The sequence below is a fragment of the Phaeobacter italicus genome, from assembly GCF_019801785.1.
Taxonomy (GTDB): domain Bacteria; phylum Pseudomonadota; class Alphaproteobacteria; order Rhodobacterales; family Rhodobacteraceae; genus Phaeobacter; species Phaeobacter italicus.
Genome location: NZ_JAHVIJ010000008.1, coordinates 54,276 through 71,903, shown reverse-complemented (window position 1 = coordinate 71,903; position 17,628 = coordinate 54,276). Strand labels below are relative to the sequence as shown.

Genomic DNA, 17,628 nt, shown 5'->3' with positions numbered 1-17,628 from the left:
CGGGCTGCACAAAGGCACATTCCCACAGAAAGGAGACCATTCATGAAACTTCAATTTTCCGGATTGCCCAGCGCGGCAGTCGAAGCGATCCACCACACCGGGTTTGATAGCTATGGCGACCCGGTTGAGCGCCATCCCAGCGCCGAAGAGGGCGGCATGCCCTGTCGCCACTGTTTGCAGAACGTCCCTGCAGGCAAGCCATTTCTGGCGCTGGCCCATCGCCCCTTTACCGGGCGCAACCCCTTTACCGAGACCGGGCCGATCTACCTCTGTGATCCGTTCTGTGCGCCAGCCACGGCGTCGCCCGACGTGCCCACGTTTCTTTCCGCACCTCAATATCTCCTGCGAGGCTACGGGCCGGACGAGCGGATCGTCTACGGCACGGGTGCGGTGACACCGCGTGCCGAACTCAAGGCCTATGCCGAAACGCTGCTGTCGCGCGATGACATCGCCTTTGTCGATCTGCGCAGCGCCAGCAACAACTGCTTCCTCTGCCGCATTCACCGCGCGGAGTGATCCGAAGGGCCGCGTGATAGTCAGTCGCGCGGCCATCTTCATCCTGCCCACATCACAGACATTACTTCGCCACCGGCGCACGCTTGGTCAGCCCCAGCTGGGCGCGCACCTCATCCGGTCCCATCAGCTTGGCACCCATGTTCTCGATGATGGTGCCCGCGCGTTCGACCAGCTGCCAGTTCTCCGCCAGCTGCCCTTTGCCAAGCCAGAGGTTGTCTTCCAGACCAACCCGCACGTTGCCGCCTGCCAGAACAGAGGCGGCGACATAGGCCATCTGATCGCGCCCCAGCGAGAACGCAGACCAGTCCCAATCATCCGGCACATTGTTGACCATCGCCATGAAGGTATTCAAATCATTGGGCGCGCCCCAGGGCACCCCCATGCACAGCTGGACCAAAGCAGGGCTGGCCAACACGCCTTCCTTCACCAGTTCCTTGGCAAACCACAGATGCCCGGTGTCAAAGGCTTCGATCTCGGGCTTCACCCCCAGATCCGTCATCATCTGCCCCATCGCCCGCAACATGCCCGGCGTGTTGGTCATCACGTAATCGGCCTCGGCAAAGTTCATGGTGCCGCAGTCCAGCGTGCAAATCTCCGGCAGGCATTCTGCGATATGAGCCATCCGCTCGGTCGCACCGACCATATCGGTTCCCGCCTCATTCACCGGAAAGGGGTTTTCGGTATCGCCAAAAACGATATCTCCGCCCATGCCCGCAGTCAGGTTCAGCACCACATCTGTATCGCTCTCACGGATCCGGTCTGTCACTTCACGGTAAAGCGCCAGATCGCGCGAGGGCGTGCCGGTCTCGGGATCGCGGACATGGCAGTGGACAATGGCGGCCCCCGCCTTGGCAGCCGCAATGGCACTATCGGCGATTTCCTTGGGCGAACGCGGCACATGCGGGCTGCGATCCTGGGTGCTGCCAGAGCCGGTCACAGCACAGGTGATAAAGACGTTTCGGTTCATATTCAGAGGCATTTTCGTTCTCCCCTCGATGTACAGGGTTGTGCCAAGAGTTATCCCCAAGGCTGCCCCCAGATTCCTGTTTGTGTTGTGCTCGATGCTGCCGCAGCCTTGATGCACCAACTAGTCAACATGCGAATCGAACTTGATGAAATCCGCAAAAAACATCCTCCAGCCCGAGAATCAGCCGCTGAAAACGGCTGTTTTGGTGCTTGATGAGAGCAACACGCTGTCCTTTGCCGCTGCCGTGGACCCGATGCGCGCAGCCAACCGGCTGGCAGGTCGCGGTGCGTTTGATTGGGACTATATCACCGCAACCAGCGAACCTGCGATGCTGACCAGCGGCCTGTCCGTGCCGGGCATTCCGCTGGCCCGCCTTCAGGGCTGCGAGCTGCTGATCGTGATCGCAGGCTTCCAGCTTGCGCGCCATGCCACCCCCAGCCTGCTGGCTGGGCTGCGCCGCATCGCGGCAGGCGGCGCGACGATTGCCGGCATTGATGGTGGTCCCTGGCTGATGGCCGAAGCGGGGCTTCTTGATGGTCATCCCGCAACCACCCATTGGGAAGATCTGGACAACTTCGCCAGCCGCTTCCCCGGCGTTCAATGCCGCAATGATCGGTTTACCCTCTCCGAGGGCCGCATGACATCCGGCGGTGCAACACCCGCGATCGAGATGATGCTGCATATCATCGGCAGCCGACATGGCGCGGGCTTTGCCTCTCGTGTAGCGGGCCTGTTCCTCTACGACGGGCCCGGCTCTGCCGAACGCCCGCAAAGCCGTCTTGGCAGCTCCAAGCATTCCTCTCTGACAGCGCGGGCCAATGCGCTGATGGAGGCCGCCCTTGATGATCCCAAACCTCTCAGCGAAATCGCCGAAGAACTGGGCACTAGCACCCGCAGCCTGCAGCAGCAGTTTCGTCTGCGCCTGAACACCACGCCGCAGGACCACTATCTGCAGCTGCGCATGGCCGAGGCCCGCCGACTGGTGACAGATACCGATCTGCCCCTGATGGAGGTGGCAATGGCCACCGGCTTCAACTCGCAGTCCAGCTTTGCCCGCGCCTTCCGCACTGCGCATGGCACCACCGCACGCGAATTGCGCCAGGCCAGCCTTGGGGCCACTGCCCCAACCCGTCTGGCGGCCAGCAAGCCCCTGTTCAGCCAGGCCCCTCTCTCGCAGGGTAAAAGCACTCTGCGCCAGAGCGGCCCGCTGCCGCGTCACTCAACCGGGTCATACTGAGCCCCGACGCAGAACGACCACATAGAAACGGGCGGCCACATCGGGCCGCCCGTTTCGCTTTCCCGGCTGTCCGAGTGATCAATAGGGCATCGGATGCGCGCGGTGCGCCGCGTCGATGTCTTCCAGCACCTCCTGCGACAGGGTCAGATCGGCCCCGGCAAGCACATGTTCCAGCTGCGCCAGATTGGTCGCACCAAAGATGGCCGACGCCATGAAGGGCCGTGTATGACACCAGGCCAGCGCCATATGCACCGGGTCCAGCCCATGACGCTTGGCGATCTCCAGATAGGCCGCGACCGCCGGATACACCCGATCCGTATGACGCCCTCCCAGTTCCGGGTTTAGCGTCTTGCGCGAGGCATCAGGCACAGCGCCGTCCTGATATTTGCCAGTAAGCAACCCCGTCGCCAGTGGCGAAAACGCCAGCAAGCCGACATCCTCATAGACGCTCAGCTCTGCCAGATCCGTGTCGTAAAGACGGCACAGGAGCGAATATTCATTCTGGATCGAGGCCACCCGCGGCCCACCCGTTTCTTCTGCCAGCCGCAGCCATTGCGCCGTGCCCCAGGCGCTTTCGTTGGACAGGCCAAAGGCGCGGATGTTGCCCTTGTCCACCTGCGCCTTCAGCGCCTCAAGACAGCCCGCCATATTGTCCAGCACCTCGGCCCGGTCATTGCCGCCGGGATCATACTGCCAGTTCTTGCGGAACATATAGCTGCCGCGATTGGGCCAGTGGAACTGGTAGAGATCAATGTAATCCGTCTTGAGACGTCGCAGTGATCCTTCGATGGTGGCCGGAATGGTCTCTGCCGTGATCGGCGCCCCATCCCGCACGGCCTGCATCCCCTCGCCGGAATGTTTGGTGGCAAGGATGTAGTCCCCGCGCCGCCCCGTGCGTGAGTTCCAGTTGCCGATAATCGCCTCGCTATCGCCAACCGTTTCGGCGCTGATCGGGTTCACCGGATACATTTCTGCCGTATCAAGGAAGTTCACCCCAGCTGCCAGCGCGGCATCAATCTGGGCATGGGCGTCGGCCTCATCCGTCTGGGTGCCAAAGGTCATGGTGCCAAGACAGAGTTGCGACACCTCCATGCCGGTGCGGCCGAGCGGGTTCTTTTTCATGATCGGGATCCTGTTTGCTGCAACGTTGCGGGCCGCCCCGCGGCCCATCATGTCAGCGCAAACACTAGCGCAGCCCGGCCCCGATGCAACCGCCTGCCCCATCAACTGGCCGACACTGCGCCGATACTGCACGGATACTGCGCAGGAAAGTGATCGCTGACGCTCTCGCCATCCGCCCTCTCCCCTTGCCAAGCGCAGGCGCCTCCCCCAGCTTGAAGCACAGGACAGGACCAATTCGCCCACCTACAGACAGAAAGGCATTTCATGGCCCAGACAATCACCAAAGGCGTCAAGGCGCTCCTCGACGAGGCAAACGCCGTCGTCAAAACGATGCCGGTCGAAACCGCGAAAGACGCCATCCACGATGACGCCTATGTGTTCATCGACCTGCGCGATATCCGCGAGTTGCAGGCCAGCGGCATGATCCCGCGGGCCTTTTCCTGCCCACGCGGGATGCTGGAATTCTGGATCGACCCCGACAGCCCCTACCACAAGCCGGTGTTCAATCAGGACAAGACCTATGTGTTCTACTGCGCCAGCGCCTGGCGCTCTGCACTGGCGGCCAAGGCCGCGATGGAGATGGGGCTTGGCCCGGTCATGCACCTTGAAGGCGGCTTTACCGCCTGGACCAAGGCAGGCGGCGAGATCGCCCAGCGCGACGACTAATCGGACGACGCCACACCGGCGCTGCGCGGCAAAACCGCTGCGCAGCTGCCCAATGCGACACGGGGTTGGCAAAAATGTCGGATTTCCCCGTGCATTTGCGCCGCTCAGCCGTCATGACTTGGCATTATGCGCCTGTTGATTTCCTTCGCCGCCCTGTTTCTTTCTGTGATCCTGCTGCAGCTCTCCACCGGAGGTGTGGGCCCGCTGGATGCTATCTCCGGCCTGACGCACGGGTTCGACAAAGAGCAGATCGGCTTTCTGGGCTCAGCCCATTTTGTCGGCTTTTTCATCGGCTGCTGGTGGGTGCCACGCCTGATGGGCAATGTGGGTCACAGCCGGGCCTTTGCGGTCTGTACCGCGCTGGGGGCGATGGGGCTGATCGGCCACACGCTGACCGAAGACCCGCTCGCCTGGGCGGCAATGCGGATCGCCTCGGGCCTGTGCATGGCGGGCTGTTACACGGTGATCGAAGCCTGGCTGAATGCGAAGGTCACAAACGAAAACCGGGGGCGAGCGATGGGCACCTACCGGATCGCCGATCTCTCGGCCTCGCTGGCCGCGCAGTTGCTGATCGCGGTTCTGCCTCCGGCGGCTTATGTGTCCTACAACCTGCTGGCAATCCTGTGCTGCGCAGCCCTGTTGCCGTTGACCATGACCAAGGCCAGCCAACCGGAAATCCCTGACGCCCCCCGCCTGCGCCCAGGGCTCGCCTGGAACTGCTCTCCACTGGCGGTGGCAGGTGTGATCGTGGCCGCGCTCAGCTCTGCGTCCTTTCGGATGGTCGGGCCGATCTATGGCCAGGAGGTCGGGCTCGAAGTCGGACAGATTGCCTTTTTCCTCGCCTCCTTCGTACTGGGGGGCGCATTGGCGCAATATCCGCTTGGCTGGCTTGCCGACAAATACGACCGGCGCTGGGTGCTGATCTGGCTGTCGGCCATCGCAATCGTCAGCTGCGCCATCACCATGGCCGCAAGCGGCACCGGCACCATAGGCGTGATGCTGGCAGCGGCCTTCTTTGGCTTTACCACCTTCCCGATCTTTTCGGTCTCAGCCGCCCACGCCAATGACTTTGCCACCTCAGAACAGCGGGTCGAACTCTCTGCGGCGCTGATGTTCTGGTACGCGCTGGGGGCCATCGCCTCACCCTATATTTCCTCTGCCCTGATCGACAGCTTCGGCCCGCCTGCGCTCTTTGCCTATGTGGCCGCAGGGCATGTGCTGCTGATCGTCTTTGGCCTCAGCCGGATGCGCGCGCGCCCCGCCCCCGAGGACCGGACCCGCTATGTCTATGCGCCGCGCACCTCCTTTACGATTGGCCGTCTCCTCAAACGTGCACGAGAGCGCCGATAGCATGGGAATTTAACCGCAAAGCGCAGCTCGGGGTTTCCGCCGCCTGCGCCATGCGCTAGACGGGCCTGCAAAGATTTATGTGGATGGACGATATGGCGCGCTTTCTCATTACTTCGGCGATCCCCTACATCAACGGGATCAAGCACCTGGGCAACCTGGTGGGCAGCCAGCTGCCCGCCGATCTCTATGCCCGCTACCAGCGGGCGCGCGGCAATGAGGTGATGTTCCTCTGCGCCACCGACGAACACGGCACCCCCGCCGAACTGGCCGCCGCCAAGGCAGGCAAGCCGGTCGCGGAATACTGCGCCGAAATGCACGAGGTTCAGGCAGGAATCGCCAAGGGTTTCGGCCTCAGCTTCGATCACTTCGGCCGCTCCTCCAGCCCTCAGAACCACGCGCTGACCCAGCATTTCGCAGGCAAGCTGGCCGAGGCGGGCCTGATCCGCGAAGTCGAAGATCGCCAGGTCTATTCCCACGCCGACAAACGCTTTTTGCCGGACCGCTACGTGGAAGGCACCTGCCCCAACTGCGGCTACAACAAGGCCCGTGGCGACCAGTGCGAAAACTGCACCAAGCAGCTGGACCCCACCGACTTGATCGAGCCGCGCTCTGCCATCTCTGGCTCCACCGATCTCGAGGTGCGCGCAACCAAGCATCTCTATCTCTGCCAGTCCCAGCTCAAGGACGAGCTGGATGCCTGGATCGACAGCAAAACCGACTGGCCGGTGCTGACCACCTCGATTGCCAAGAAATGGCTGCATGACGGCGACGGTCTTCAGGACCGTGGCATCACCCGTGATCTTGACTGGGGCATCCCCGTCAAGAAAGGCGACCAGGACTGGCCCGGCATGGAGGGCAAGGTCTTCTACGTCTGGTTTGACGCGCCCATCGAATACATCGCCGCCGCAGGCGAATGGGCCGAAGCCAACGGCAAGTCCGACGCCGAGTGGGAGCGCTGGTGGCGCACCGACAAAGGGGCCGAAGACGTCAAATACGTCCAGTTCATGGGCAAGGATAACGTCCCGTTCCACACCCTGTCCTTCCCCGCCACCATTCTCGGCTCGGGCGAGCCGTGGAAGATGGTCGACCACCTGAAGTCCTTCAACTACCTGAACTACGACGGTGGCCAGTTCTCCACTTCGCAGGGACGTGGCGTGTTCATGGATCAGGCGCTGGAAATCCTGCCCGCTGACTACTGGCGCTGGTGGCTCCTGTCCCACGCACCCGAAAGCAGCGATTCCGAATTCACCTGGGAGAACTTCCAGCAGTCGGTGAACAAGGACCTGGCGGACGTTCTGGGCAACTTTGTCAGCCGGATCACCAAGTTCTGCCGTTCGAAATACGGCGAAGAGGTTCCGGCAGGCGGCTCTTATGGCGAGGCAGAACAGACCCTGATCAAAGAGCTGACCACCCGCATCCGCGCCTACGAAGACCACATGGCCGCGATGGAAGTCCGCAAATCCGCCCAAGAGCTGCGCGCAATCTGGGTGGCGGGCAATGAATACCTGCAATCCGTCGCCCCCTGGTCGACCTTCAAGACCGATCCCGAACAGGCAGCCGCGCAGGTGCGCCTTGGCCTGAACCTGATCCGTCTCTACGCGGTTTTGTCCTCTCCCTTCATCCCGACGGCAAAGGACACTCTGCTGGCCGCGATGCAGACCGAAGACGACAGCTGGCCCACCGATGTGGCCGCCGCGCTGGACGCGCTGCCCGTTGGCCACGCCTTCACCGTGCCAGAGGTTCTGTTCGCCAAGATCTCTGATGAACAGCGCGAAGACTGGCAAAGCCGCTTCTCCGGCATCCGCGAAAGCTGACGCCCGGTTTCAGACCATCCGGGGAAATCCCCGATCAGACAGAAAGGCCGCTCCTCAGGGGGCGGCCTTTTTCGTTGGCAGTCTGGCGACCCAAGGCCCCCATAATGCTTTGCTCTGCCACCTAGGCCCGACAGGCCCATGTCGGGCCTCTGTCGAAAAAATTATAACCTGAGTAAAAAAGTCAGGTTGACGATTCTGATTAAATCAGTCAGGTATAGCCACAGTTCAGCCAAGCGCCCCGGCGCCAGCCCAACGCTCAGTGCAAACCAACCGAGATCCTCCAGTGTCCACATCACACCAGCCCCAACCGCCATCCCCCCAGCACAGCCCGGCAGAGGACCTGCCCGGCTTTATCGGCTGGCTCTTTGATGGCGTCGCCAATGGCGACAGCGGGGTTGTGCTGGAATGGTATCTGGATCGGTCCGAGGACAGAAACGGGTGACAGACATGAACCAGATGAATTTTGACCACGCAGCCACCACCACCGCTGCAACCGAAGTTTTCCCGACCTATCACGCCGAAGATCTGGCGCGCGGCGGCAATCAGGCCCGTATTCTGCTGAACGGGCAGATCTACAGCCTCCGCATCACCCGCGCAGGCAAGCTGATCCTGACCAAATGACCGTCACTGCATCATCAACGGCCCCTGCGGCCTCTCGGGGTGGGGCCACCGTCGGCCTTCTGAGCGACCTCCCCCCGCTAGAGGCCGCCGCGGTGCGCGCCATGCGCCATTGGTTTGCCGGAACCGAGGCCCGCATGAGCCTGCGCGCCGACTGCGTCGCGGCGCTTGGCCCAACGCTGGGCCGGCAAGCCTATGAAACACTTGGCCGCTTTCTGAACTTCTGCGCCGCAGAGGGGCGCCGCCCGCTGGTCCGCCACGGGCTCTCATGCAACTGCCTTGGCGCGGACGAAAACTGCCTCGCCAATCTCGTAGCTGCAGCAAATGATGCCGCTTTTGACGATGCCCAGATGCTGGCCAGCCTCGTGGTCTCTCCCCGTCAGGCCCCCCGCGCCGCCACAATGGCCGCCAAGGCCGCGTTGGTTCTGGATCAAATGGCGCGCGATCAAAACAGCCAGGATGCGCCCGCGGCCCCCCACACAACAGCCGACACCAAACAGCCCGCCAACTCCCCCGCGTTTCCCCGGCAGATCCTGTCGGCCCGTCTTCACTGACGCAGATTGTCTGCGCTCACGAACATCTCTCAACTGATTTCAAGGACCAAATCATGACATCGCATTTCCTCAAAGGCACCGCTGTGGCGGCACTGACCGCAGCTGCGGCACCCAGCTTTGCCGCTGACAAGGCAGAGGTTCTGACGACCTACGCCAATATCGCGCAGGCAAAATACGAGGACAGCCTGATCACGGCGAAGACCCTGCAATCTGCGGTCGACGCGCTGATCGCCGCCCCCTCTGCCGAGGCGCTGGAAGCGGCGCGCAAAGCCTGGCTTGCCGCCCGTGTGCCCTACCAGCAGTCCGAAGTCTTCCGCTTCGGCAACGCCATCGTCGACGACTGGGAAGGCAAGGTGAACGCATGGCCGCTGGATGAGGGGCTGATCGACTATGTGGATGCCTCCTACGGTGGGCCAAGCGACGAAAACACCCTCGCCGCCTTGAACGTGATCGCGAACCCGCAGTTCGAACTCTCCGGCAAGGCCATCGATGCAAGCGCCATCACCCCGGCGCTGCTGGAAAACACCCTGCACGAAGCAGATGGCGTCGAGGCCAATGTGGCAACCGGCTACCATGCAATCGAATTTCTGCTCTGGGGTCAGGATCTGAACGGCACCGATCACGGTGCGGGCGATCGCCCCTGGACCGACTTTGCCGCTGGCGAGGCCTGCACCGGTGGCCATTGTGACCGCCGCGGAGAGTACCTGAAGGCCGCGACCGATCTCCTGGTGTCCGATCTGGAATGGATGGCCGCACAATGGGGCGACGCAGGCGAGGCGCGCAGCACCCTGATGGCAGATGAGGACGCAGGCATCACCGCCATGCTGACCGGCATGGGGTCTCTGTCATACGGCGAGCAGGCAGGCGAACGCATGCGCCTTGGCCTGATGCTGAACGATCCCGAGGAAGAGCACGACTGCTTCTCCGACAACACCCACAACAGCCACTATTATGACGGTCTGGGCGTGCAGAATGTCTATCTGGGCGAATATGTTCGGGTGAACGGTGAACTGGTGTCCGGCGCCTCTCTCTCGGATCTGGTGGCAGAACAGGACAGCGCGCTCGACAGCGAGTTGCGCGGCAAACTTGCGCAGACCATGCAGGCACTTGGCCGCATCAAAACCGCAGCAGAGGCGGGTTTCTCCTACGATCAGATGCTAGAAGCAGGCAATGAAGCTGGCGAAGCCCTGGTCATGGGCGGCGTGAACGGTCTGATCGACCAGACCCGCTCCATCGAGCGCGTGGTGAGCCTGTTGAACGTGGATGGCGTCGCCATCGAGGGGTCCGACAGTCTCGACAACCCCACCGCGGTTTTCCAGTAAACCGCCCTGGCTGCCGCCGCGCAGCCCGTGATTTCTGCAGGGGCGGCACCGTGCTGCCCCTGCTGTTCTGCGTTGCGCTGGCCTGCTGCAGCTGCGCAACCTGTTGCCAGGCACTGACCGACAGCCCACACCGGGCTGACCGGCCCGCTGCCCCGCCAGATAAAAGTGATAGACCATGATGCGTGATGTCCCGCTCCGCCGTTCCGCCACCGCCCTTGGGGCACTGTCCCTGCTTGCCGTGGCCACCCTTTCTGCTCCGCCTCTGCTGGCCGCAGAGCCCGCTGGAACCACCACACCTGCAATCGCGCTGCCTCCGCTCGGCGATCCGCATCTGACCGTTGTCCCGCGAACCGCCGAGGAAACCGCCCGCATTCAGGCAATCACCGCCCCCACAACGGAATTTGGCGCCCCCGAACCGTTTGAGGCCCGCCCTGCAGGCGCAGCCACGGTCCGCGCCCGCAAGGATGACGAAGCCTACTCCCAACACAGCGCCGGCCTCACCTTTGAAGAAGAGCTGGAGTTCAAACTGGGCAATGGCCTGTTCAAGAAGGTCTGGGTGCCCTCCCCGGCCTCGACCCGCGCCTCTGACGGGCTCGGGCCGCTTTACAACGCACGCTCCTGCCAGCGCTGCCACCTGAAGGACGGGCGCGGCCACGTGCCGGAGGGGCCGGATTATGCCGCAGCCACCATGTTCCTGCGGGTATCCGTTCCCGGCCCCGTGCCAGAGCAGCTGCAGGCGGTCCACGACTATATCGGCACCGCGCCGGAGCCCACCTATGGGGGCCAGCTGCAGGATATTTCTGCCCCCGGCGTGCCCGCTGAATACCGGCTGGGGGTGACCTACAGCGCTGAAACCATCTCTCTCAACGGTGGGGAAACCGTCACCCTCCAGCGCCCCAGCTACAGCGCCGACAGCCTTGGGTATGGCCCGTTGCAGGCAGACGCGATGCTGTCGCCCCGCGTGGCGCCCACGATGATCGGCCTTGGCCTGCTGGAGGCGATCCCCGCAGCCGACATCCTTGCGCTGGCAGATCCCGAAGACCGTGACGGCGATGGCATTTCCGGCCGCCCCAGTCTGGTGTGGTCCAAGGAACACCAGCAGATCATGCTCGGCCGGTTCGGCTACAAGGGCGGCATGCCGACAATCCACGAACAATCCGCTGGCGCCTTTGCAGGCGACATCGGGATTTCCACCCCGCTCAACCCGGCCCATTGGGGCGACTGCACCGAGGCCCAGACCGCCTGCCGCGCAGCACCGCATGGCGGCGAGGATGCCCGCGAGACAGAAATCGACCAGCCCAACATGGATCTGGTGACCTTCTACAGCCAGAACCTCGCGGTGCCTGCCCGCCGCGCCATCGAGGATCCGGCGGTCCTGCGCGGCAAGGAACAGTTCTACAACGCAGGGTGCACCAGCTGCCACACGCCCAAGTTTGTCACCCACCGCATGGACGGGCGCGACGCGCAAAGCTTTCAGCTGATCTGGCCCTACAGCGACCTGTTGCTGCATGACATGGGCGACGGGCTTGCTGACAACCGCCCGGCCGGCCGCGCCAATGGCCGAGAATGGCGCACGGCCCCCCTGTGGGGGATCGGCCTGACCCAGCAGGTCAACCCGCGCGCAGGCTTTCTGCATGATGGGCGCGCCCGCACCTTGCTGGAGGCTGTCCTGTGGCACGGCGGAGAAGCCGCCGCAGCGCGCGACACCGTCGTGAACCTGCCGCCCGAAGATCGCGCCGACCTGATCCGTTTTCTGGAGTCGCTGTAATGCCCCGCTGCCGCACACATCTGCACACTCTGGCCGGGGCCCTTGGCATTGCCCTGGCGCTCTCTTCTGCGCCCCTGCCTGCACAGACATCCCCGGCGGAATTGCCAGAACAGATGCAGCCCTCTGCGCCAGACCTTCACCCGGATCAGCAGGTGGAGTGGATCCTGTCAGGTCACATCCTGCCCGGCTTTGAGGCGCTCGCAAGTCGCAGCGCGGATCTGGCCGAGGTGGCAAAAACACACTGCGCCCCCACCGACGCCCGCCTGCGCAGCGCATTTGGCAGCGCCTTTGATGCCTGGGTCGCCGTAAGCCATCTTCGCTTTGGCCCCAGTGAAACCGCCAACCGCGCCTTTGCGCTGGCGTTCTGGCCGGACAGCCGCAACAAGATCCCCGGCACCCTGCGCCGCGCGCTGCTCGCGGATGGGAACACCACGGCCAACTGGGCCAACGCCGAGGAATTTGCCAAACAGTCCATTGCCCTGCGCGGGTTCTATGCCCTCGAACAGCTGCTTTACGATCCCGAGCTGATGAGCCTTGCCACACCACCGCAGACCTGCGCACTCGTGCAGGCGATCACCGCCGACATGGCCCGCACCACTGCCGCCATCAGCACCGACTGGCACGCCAGCTACGCAGACGAGCTGCGCACGCCCTCCGACCGCTATCGCACCACAGCCGAAGTCCGCCAGGAGCTGTTCAAATCGCTGACAACCGGCTTGCAGATCCTCGGCGACATGCGCCTTGGCCGCCCCCTTGGCAGTTTCGACGCCCCACGTCCCGAACGCGCAGAGGCCCGCCGCTCTGCCCGCAGTCTGCGCCATATCCGCCTGACACTGGCCGCGATGGAGCCGCTGGCCCAGGCGCTTGCCGCCGGTGACACAGACCTCGTCCGTGCGGTCACTGCCGCCTTTGACAAGGCCCGCAGCCGCGCAGATCAGCTTGACGATCCCGCTTTGGCAGGTGTTGGTGATCCCGCACGCCGCTTCCGGCTGGAAACGCTGCAGCAGGATGTGACCAACATTCGCGATCTGGTCACAAGCCAGCTTGGCCCGCGCCTTGGGGTAACGGCAGGCTTCAACTCGCTTGACGGGGACTGATGTCATGACCACCGCCTCTCGCCGCAGCTTTCTCGCGGGGCTCCTGGCAGCGGGCATGGCGCCTCAGGCCAGCTGGGCCGATACCGGCAACCCCGCCTTTCTCGCCGCAGGCAAGACAGCGGATGACCGTTTTCTCTTGGCCGGGTTGGACACTGCGGGCGACATCCTGTTTCGCCACCCGCTGCCCGCACGCGGCCATGCCGCAACAGCCCATCCCAGCCGCCCCGAAGCCGTTGCCTTTGCCCGCCGCCCCGGCACGTTTGCAGACGTGATCGACTGCCGCAGTGGCGCACCGCTTGCCCGCCTCACCCCGCCTGCAGGTCATCACTTCTATGGCCACGGCACATTCTCGGAAGACGGCAGCCGGCTTTTCACCACCGAAAACGCCTATGACACAGGCGACGGCCTGATCGGGATCTGGGATGCCGCGGACAGTTATCGCCGCATTGGGCATATCTCCTCTGGCGGGATTGGTCCCCACGATATGCGCCTGCGTCGCGACGCGGCGGGGCTTGTGGTGGCAAACGGCGGCATCCAGACACACCCGGACAGTGGGCGGGCCAAATTGAACCTGCCGGTGATGCAGCCCAATCTGACCTATCTCGGCGCCGATGGGCAGATCACCGACCAGCTGGAACTGCCTCAGGAGCTGCGCCTCAACTCCATCCGCCACCTTGCAATCCGCAACGACGGAACCGTCGGCTTTGCCATGCAGTGGCAGGGCGATCTGGGCGCGGATCTGCCCATCATCGGCCTGCACCGCCCCGGCCAACCCGCCCGCCTGATGGCAGAGGATGACCCCCGCCTGCGCAACCTCAACGGCTATGGTGGCTCAGTCGCCTTTTCCCGCGATGGCCGCCACATCGCTGTCACCTCCCCCCGCGGTGGTGTGCTGCAGATCGCGGACTGTGACACAGGCGCATTGGTGCAGGAAATCCGGCTGAGCGATGCCTGCGGTCTTGCCAGTGATGACACGGGGTTTGTCATCACCAGCGGCCAGGGGGTTGTCGCAGCGATCGACGCCGACAGGGTCATCCCCCGGCGCCAACATGATCTCGCCTGGGACAATCACCTGATCCCGCTCAGCTGAGCCAAGCCGCCCGGTCAACCCGATATCCACCGCTGCCCTCCAGTCAGCCGCCTTTTCCGACGAAAGGGCGGCTTTCCTTTTGCGCCCTCTGAACACTGAAACGAAAGTTTCACATGACAAAACGCCCAGGCTGACCTATATCAATCCATGAAAAGGAAAGCCAATGGACGCAAACGACCGTCAAAACGAAATCATGAACTTGCTGACCGCGCAGGATCGGGTCGAGGTCGAAGACCTCGCGCGCCGCTTTGGCGTGTCGCTTCAGACGGTCCGCACCGACCTGCGCGACCTCTCAGCACGGGGCCAGTTGAGCCGCGTCCACGGGGGCGCCGTGCGCATTGCCTCTGCCGCCAACCGTGGCTACGCCGAACGCCGCAGCCTGAACGCAGACAGCAAACGCGCGATGGCCGCGCTCGCCGCAGAAGTGATCCCGGAAAACTGCTCCATTGCGCTCAATATCGGCACCTCGACCGAGATGGTGGCCCGCGCGCTCTCCAGTCACCGCGGCCTGACCGTCCTGTCCAACAATATCAACATTATCAACATGATGATGGAAGACGACAGCAAGGATCTGATCCTGGCCGGCGGCGCAATCCGCAAAAGCGACGGCGCAATCGTGGGGGAAGACGCGGTGGAATTCTTTGCCCGTTACAAGGTCGACTTTGCCATCATCGGCGCCTCGGCCCTGGATGCTGACGGTGCCATCCTCGACCACGACGCCCGCGAAGTCTCGGTCGCCCGCGCCATTCTCAAAAACGCCCGCAGCCGCATTCTGGTCTGCGACGGCACCAAGTTCGAGCGCGCCGCTCCGGTGCGCATCTGCGATGTGGCGGATCTGGATGTGGTCATCACCGACCGACCCGTCCCCGCCGAATTCTCCCGCGCGGCAGAGGCCGCAGACACGCGAATCCTCTGGACGCGCGAAAACGAAAGCGACGAAAATGTCTGATACACACGCTCAAGATCACATCACCGATCTCTTTGTCATCGGCGGCGGCATCAATGGCTGCGGCATCGCCCGCGACGCTGTCGGTCGGGGCCTCTCTGTCTCGCTGGCGGAAATGAAAGACCTCGCCTGGGCCACCTCCTCGGCCTCCACCAAACTGTTCCACGGCGGTCTGCGCTATCTCGAGTACTTCGAATTCCGCCTGGTCCGCGAAGCGCTGATCGAACGCGAAGTCCTGCTGAAAGCCATGCCGCATATTTCCTGGCCGATGCGGTTCGTGCTGCCGTTTCACAAGGACATGCGTTTTGACAGCGAAACGCCGACCTCGCGCCTTCTGACCACCGTCATGCCCTGGATGAAGGGCCGCCGCCCCGCCTGGCTCATTCGTCTTGGCCTGTTCCTCTATGACAGCCTCGGCAAACGCGGCATCCTGCCGGGCACTGCGAAGCTCGACCTGGCGGCAGATCCCGCAGGCCGCCCGCTGGACCCGAAATTCAAAACCGCCTTCGAATATTCCGACTGCTGGGTCGAAGACGCCCGCCTGGTGGTGCTGAACGCCCGCGACGCCGAGGCCCGCGGCGCCGAAATCATGACCCGTACGCAGGTCACAGGCGCGCAACGCCTCGATGATCACTGGGTCATCTCGCTCAAGGATCTCTCAACCGGAGAGACCTTTGAACGTCGCGCCCGTATGCTGGTCAATGCAGGCGGCCCCTGGGTGGCCGATGTGCTGCGTCAGAAGCTCGGCCAGAACAGCCGCGAAAGCGTCCGGCTGGTGCGCGGCAGCCATATCGTTGTGCCCAAGCTCTTTGACCACGGGCGCTGCTATTTCTTCCAGGGCACCGACGGGCGCATCATCTTTGCGATCCCCTACGAGGAAGACTACACGCTGATCGGCACCACCGACGCCGATCACCCGGACCCCGAAACGGCACCGACCTGCACCCCGGAAGAGCAGGAGTATCTGGTCAAATTCGCCTCGCAGTATTTCGCAAGCCCCATCAGCCGCGACGACATCGTCTGGACCTACTCTGGGGTGCGCCCGCTTTATGATGACGGCGCGAGCTCTGCGACGGCAGCGACACGGGAATACGTGCTGACGCTGGATGACAGCGCTGCGCCGCTGCTCAATGTGTTTGGCGGCAAGATCACAACCTACCGCAAACTGGCCGAGGCCGCGCTCGAAAAAATCGGCACCGTCTTTCCAGACCTCAAAGATGACTGGACGGCAGGCGTGGCCCTTCCGGGCGGAGACTTTGCCGTGGGTGACGTGGCCAAGCTGACGGCAAAGCTGGCGCAGGACTACCCGTTCCTCAGCCCATATGCGACCCGCCGCCTGATCCGCGCCTATGGCACCGAAGCCTGGGACGTGCTGGGCGATGCCACCTCTGCTGCGGATCTGGGTCAGGATTTCGGCGCGACCATCACGGCGCGGGAACTGGACTGGACCATCGCGCATGAATGGGTGCGCGCGGGCGAAGACTTCCTGTGGCGGCGCACCAAACTCGGCCTGCGCCTGAGCGAAGATCAACGCGCCACGGTCGACAGCTATATCCGCGCCCAACTGGCAGGCCCTGCTGCATAAGCGCCGCCTGGCGCGCGCGGCGGCTTAACGCTGCCGCAACACACCCAACCCCTATGCGTTCGCACCCCACGCAACGCCCACAAAAAGTATCAGCCCCTCTGCCCGATTGTTTCGCACGCGAAACATTTGGTCAGAGGGGCTGACGTGGTTCAGACGCGACTAAGACGCGTAATTCTGGGCGTTGACCTGTGCCTCACAGACTGCTGTGGTCACAACCGAGCCTTTTTCCAGCTCCCTCTTTTCCGATCAATCGAGAGATTTCATTTTGCACAAACGTATTCTCATCATCGGCGGCACATCCGGGGTCGGTGCAGAACTTGCCAAGCACTACGTCAACGCAGGCCACGACGTCTGGATCACTGGCCGTAGGCGACCTGAGCAGACAGAAGCCACCTTCCTGCCGCTCAACATTTCGGATGACCCGAAACAACTGGCGCAAGACCTCGACCTCCTTCTGGCAGACATCGGGAAGTTGCACACTTTGATCTTTGCCGCCGGATATTTGCAACGCGGACATATCGACGATCTGACAGACGATGACCTTGCCACAATGGTCAACACGGGTCTGCTGGCCCCCATGCTGCTGGTCCAGAGACTGAAAAGAGAGGCCATCGGACCGCTGAAAGTCATCTTGATTTCATCGAGCTCCCAATACACGCCACGTGAGCGCGAGCCAGCCTACTCAGCAACCAAAGCAGCGATGGGCATGTTGGGAGCCTCTCTCGCCCGCGATCCAGACCTGGGCAAGGTTCTTGTGGTGGCTCCTTCCGGGATTGCCACAGCCTTCTGGGACGGATCAGGTGAAGACACGAGCACGATGCTGGATCCTCACTGGGTTTCCAGTCAGATCGTGGACCTCTCCAGCGGTCCTTTCAAATACAAATACGCCAAAATTCTTCGGCGCCCTGCCCGCGTTGAGGTCGTGGAGTGCCTCAACAATCAGATGGAGCCAGCAACCCCCTAACAAAAAGCCCCC

Annotated in this window: 17 protein-coding genes; 15 read left to right on the top strand and 2 right to left on the bottom strand. The window is 63.1% G+C overall.

The window, feature by feature from the left end:
- Positions 1–42: 42 nt before the first annotated feature.
- Positions 43–516: a DUF1203 domain-containing protein gene (locus tag KUV39_RS17090; protein ID WP_222460450.1), complete on the top strand. Its 474-nt coding sequence runs from the start codon at positions 43–45 to the stop codon at positions 514–516.
- A gap of 61 nt (positions 517–577) precedes the next feature.
- Here the strand turns inward: KUV39_RS17090 and bcoG are convergent, their stop codons facing one another.
- Complete coding sequence (gene bcoG, locus KUV39_RS17085) at positions 578–1,495, bottom strand: 3-dehydrocarnitine:acetyl-CoA trimethylamine transferase BcoG (protein ID WP_222460449.1); 918 nt, start codon at positions 1,493–1,495, stop codon at positions 578–580.
- 133 nt (positions 1,496–1,628) lie between these two features.
- Between bcoG and KUV39_RS17080 the strand changes: the two genes are divergently transcribed.
- Positions 1,629–2,720, top strand: coding sequence for a GlxA family transcriptional regulator (locus KUV39_RS17080; RefSeq protein ID WP_222460448.1), 1,092 nt, complete (start codon positions 1,629–1,631; stop codon positions 2,718–2,720).
- A 78-nt stretch (positions 2,721–2,798) separates the two neighbouring features.
- Here the strand turns inward: KUV39_RS17080 and KUV39_RS17075 are convergent, their stop codons facing one another.
- Positions 2,799–3,842 (bottom strand): aldo/keto reductase, encoded by a 1,044-nt coding sequence (locus KUV39_RS17075; protein WP_222460447.1) that lies wholly within the window; start codon positions 3,840–3,842, stop codon positions 2,799–2,801.
- Positions 3,843–4,106: 264 nt separating this feature from the next.
- Between KUV39_RS17075 and KUV39_RS17070 the strand changes: the two genes are divergently transcribed.
- The 13 genes from KUV39_RS17070 to KUV39_RS17010 all read left to right on the top strand — a co-directional run bounded on the left by KUV39_RS17070 (position 4,107) and on the right by KUV39_RS17010 (position 17,616).
- Complete coding sequence (locus KUV39_RS17070) at positions 4,107–4,508, top strand: rhodanese-like domain-containing protein (RefSeq protein ID WP_209035705.1); 402 nt, start codon at positions 4,107–4,109, stop codon at positions 4,506–4,508.
- A gap of 126 nt (positions 4,509–4,634) precedes the next feature.
- Positions 4,635–5,858, top strand: coding sequence for an MFS transporter (locus KUV39_RS17065; protein WP_222460446.1), 1,224 nt, complete (start codon positions 4,635–4,637; stop codon positions 5,856–5,858).
- Positions 5,859–5,950: 92 nt separating this feature from the next.
- Positions 5,951–7,672: a methionine--tRNA ligase gene (metG, locus tag KUV39_RS17060; protein WP_222460475.1), complete on the top strand. Its 1,722-nt coding sequence runs from the start codon at positions 5,951–5,953 to the stop codon at positions 7,670–7,672.
- A 283-nt stretch (positions 7,673–7,955) separates the two neighbouring features.
- Positions 7,956–8,114, top strand: coding sequence for a hypothetical protein (locus KUV39_RS17055; RefSeq protein WP_222460445.1), 159 nt, complete (start codon positions 7,956–7,958; stop codon positions 8,112–8,114).
- A 14-nt stretch (positions 8,115–8,128) separates the two neighbouring features.
- Positions 8,129–8,293, top strand: coding sequence for a hemin uptake protein HemP (gene hemP / locus KUV39_RS17050; protein ID WP_110732358.1), 165 nt, complete (start codon positions 8,129–8,131; stop codon positions 8,291–8,293).
- The gene (locus KUV39_RS17045) at positions 8,290–8,844 is read left to right on the top strand and encodes a hypothetical protein (RefSeq protein ID WP_222460444.1); all 555 of its coding nucleotides are present in this window, start codon (positions 8,290–8,292) and stop codon (positions 8,842–8,844) included. The genes hemP and KUV39_RS17045 overlap by 4 nt, the downstream gene beginning before the upstream one ends.
- A 53-nt stretch (positions 8,845–8,897) precedes the next feature.
- Positions 8,898–10,166 (top strand): imelysin family protein, encoded by a 1,269-nt coding sequence (locus tag KUV39_RS17040; RefSeq protein ID WP_222460443.1) that lies wholly within the window; start codon positions 8,898–8,900, stop codon positions 10,164–10,166.
- Between the two features lie 175 nt (positions 10,167–10,341).
- Positions 10,342–11,934, top strand: coding sequence for a di-heme oxidoreductase family protein (locus tag KUV39_RS17035; protein WP_222460442.1), 1,593 nt, complete (start codon positions 10,342–10,344; stop codon positions 11,932–11,934).
- A complete protein-coding gene (locus KUV39_RS17030) occupies positions 11,934–13,031 on the top strand; it encodes an imelysin family protein (protein WP_222460441.1) in 1,098 nt (365 codons plus the stop codon). Before KUV39_RS17035 ends, KUV39_RS17030 begins: the two co-directional genes overlap by 1 nt.
- Before the next feature lie 4 nt (positions 13,032–13,035).
- Positions 13,036–14,121: a DUF1513 domain-containing protein gene (locus KUV39_RS17025; RefSeq protein ID WP_222460440.1), complete on the top strand. Its 1,086-nt coding sequence runs from the start codon at positions 13,036–13,038 to the stop codon at positions 14,119–14,121.
- A gap of 163 nt (positions 14,122–14,284) precedes the next feature.
- Positions 14,285–15,070 carry a DeoR/GlpR family DNA-binding transcription regulator gene (locus KUV39_RS17020; protein ID WP_046212075.1) on the top strand — a complete coding sequence of 262 codons (786 nt, stop codon included), beginning with the start codon at positions 14,285–14,287 and terminating at the stop codon, positions 15,068–15,070.
- On the top strand, positions 15,063–16,652 hold the full coding sequence (gene glpD, locus KUV39_RS17015) for a glycerol-3-phosphate dehydrogenase (RefSeq protein ID WP_222460439.1): 1,590 nt from the start codon (positions 15,063–15,065) through the stop codon (positions 16,650–16,652). Before KUV39_RS17020 ends, glpD begins: the two co-directional genes overlap by 8 nt.
- Before the next feature lie 265 nt (positions 16,653–16,917).
- Positions 16,918–17,616, top strand: a complete 699-nt coding sequence (locus tag KUV39_RS17010; protein WP_222460438.1) for an SDR family NAD(P)-dependent oxidoreductase — start codon at positions 16,918–16,920, stop codon at positions 17,614–17,616.
- The last annotated feature ends 12 nt before the right edge of the window (positions 17,617–17,628 follow it).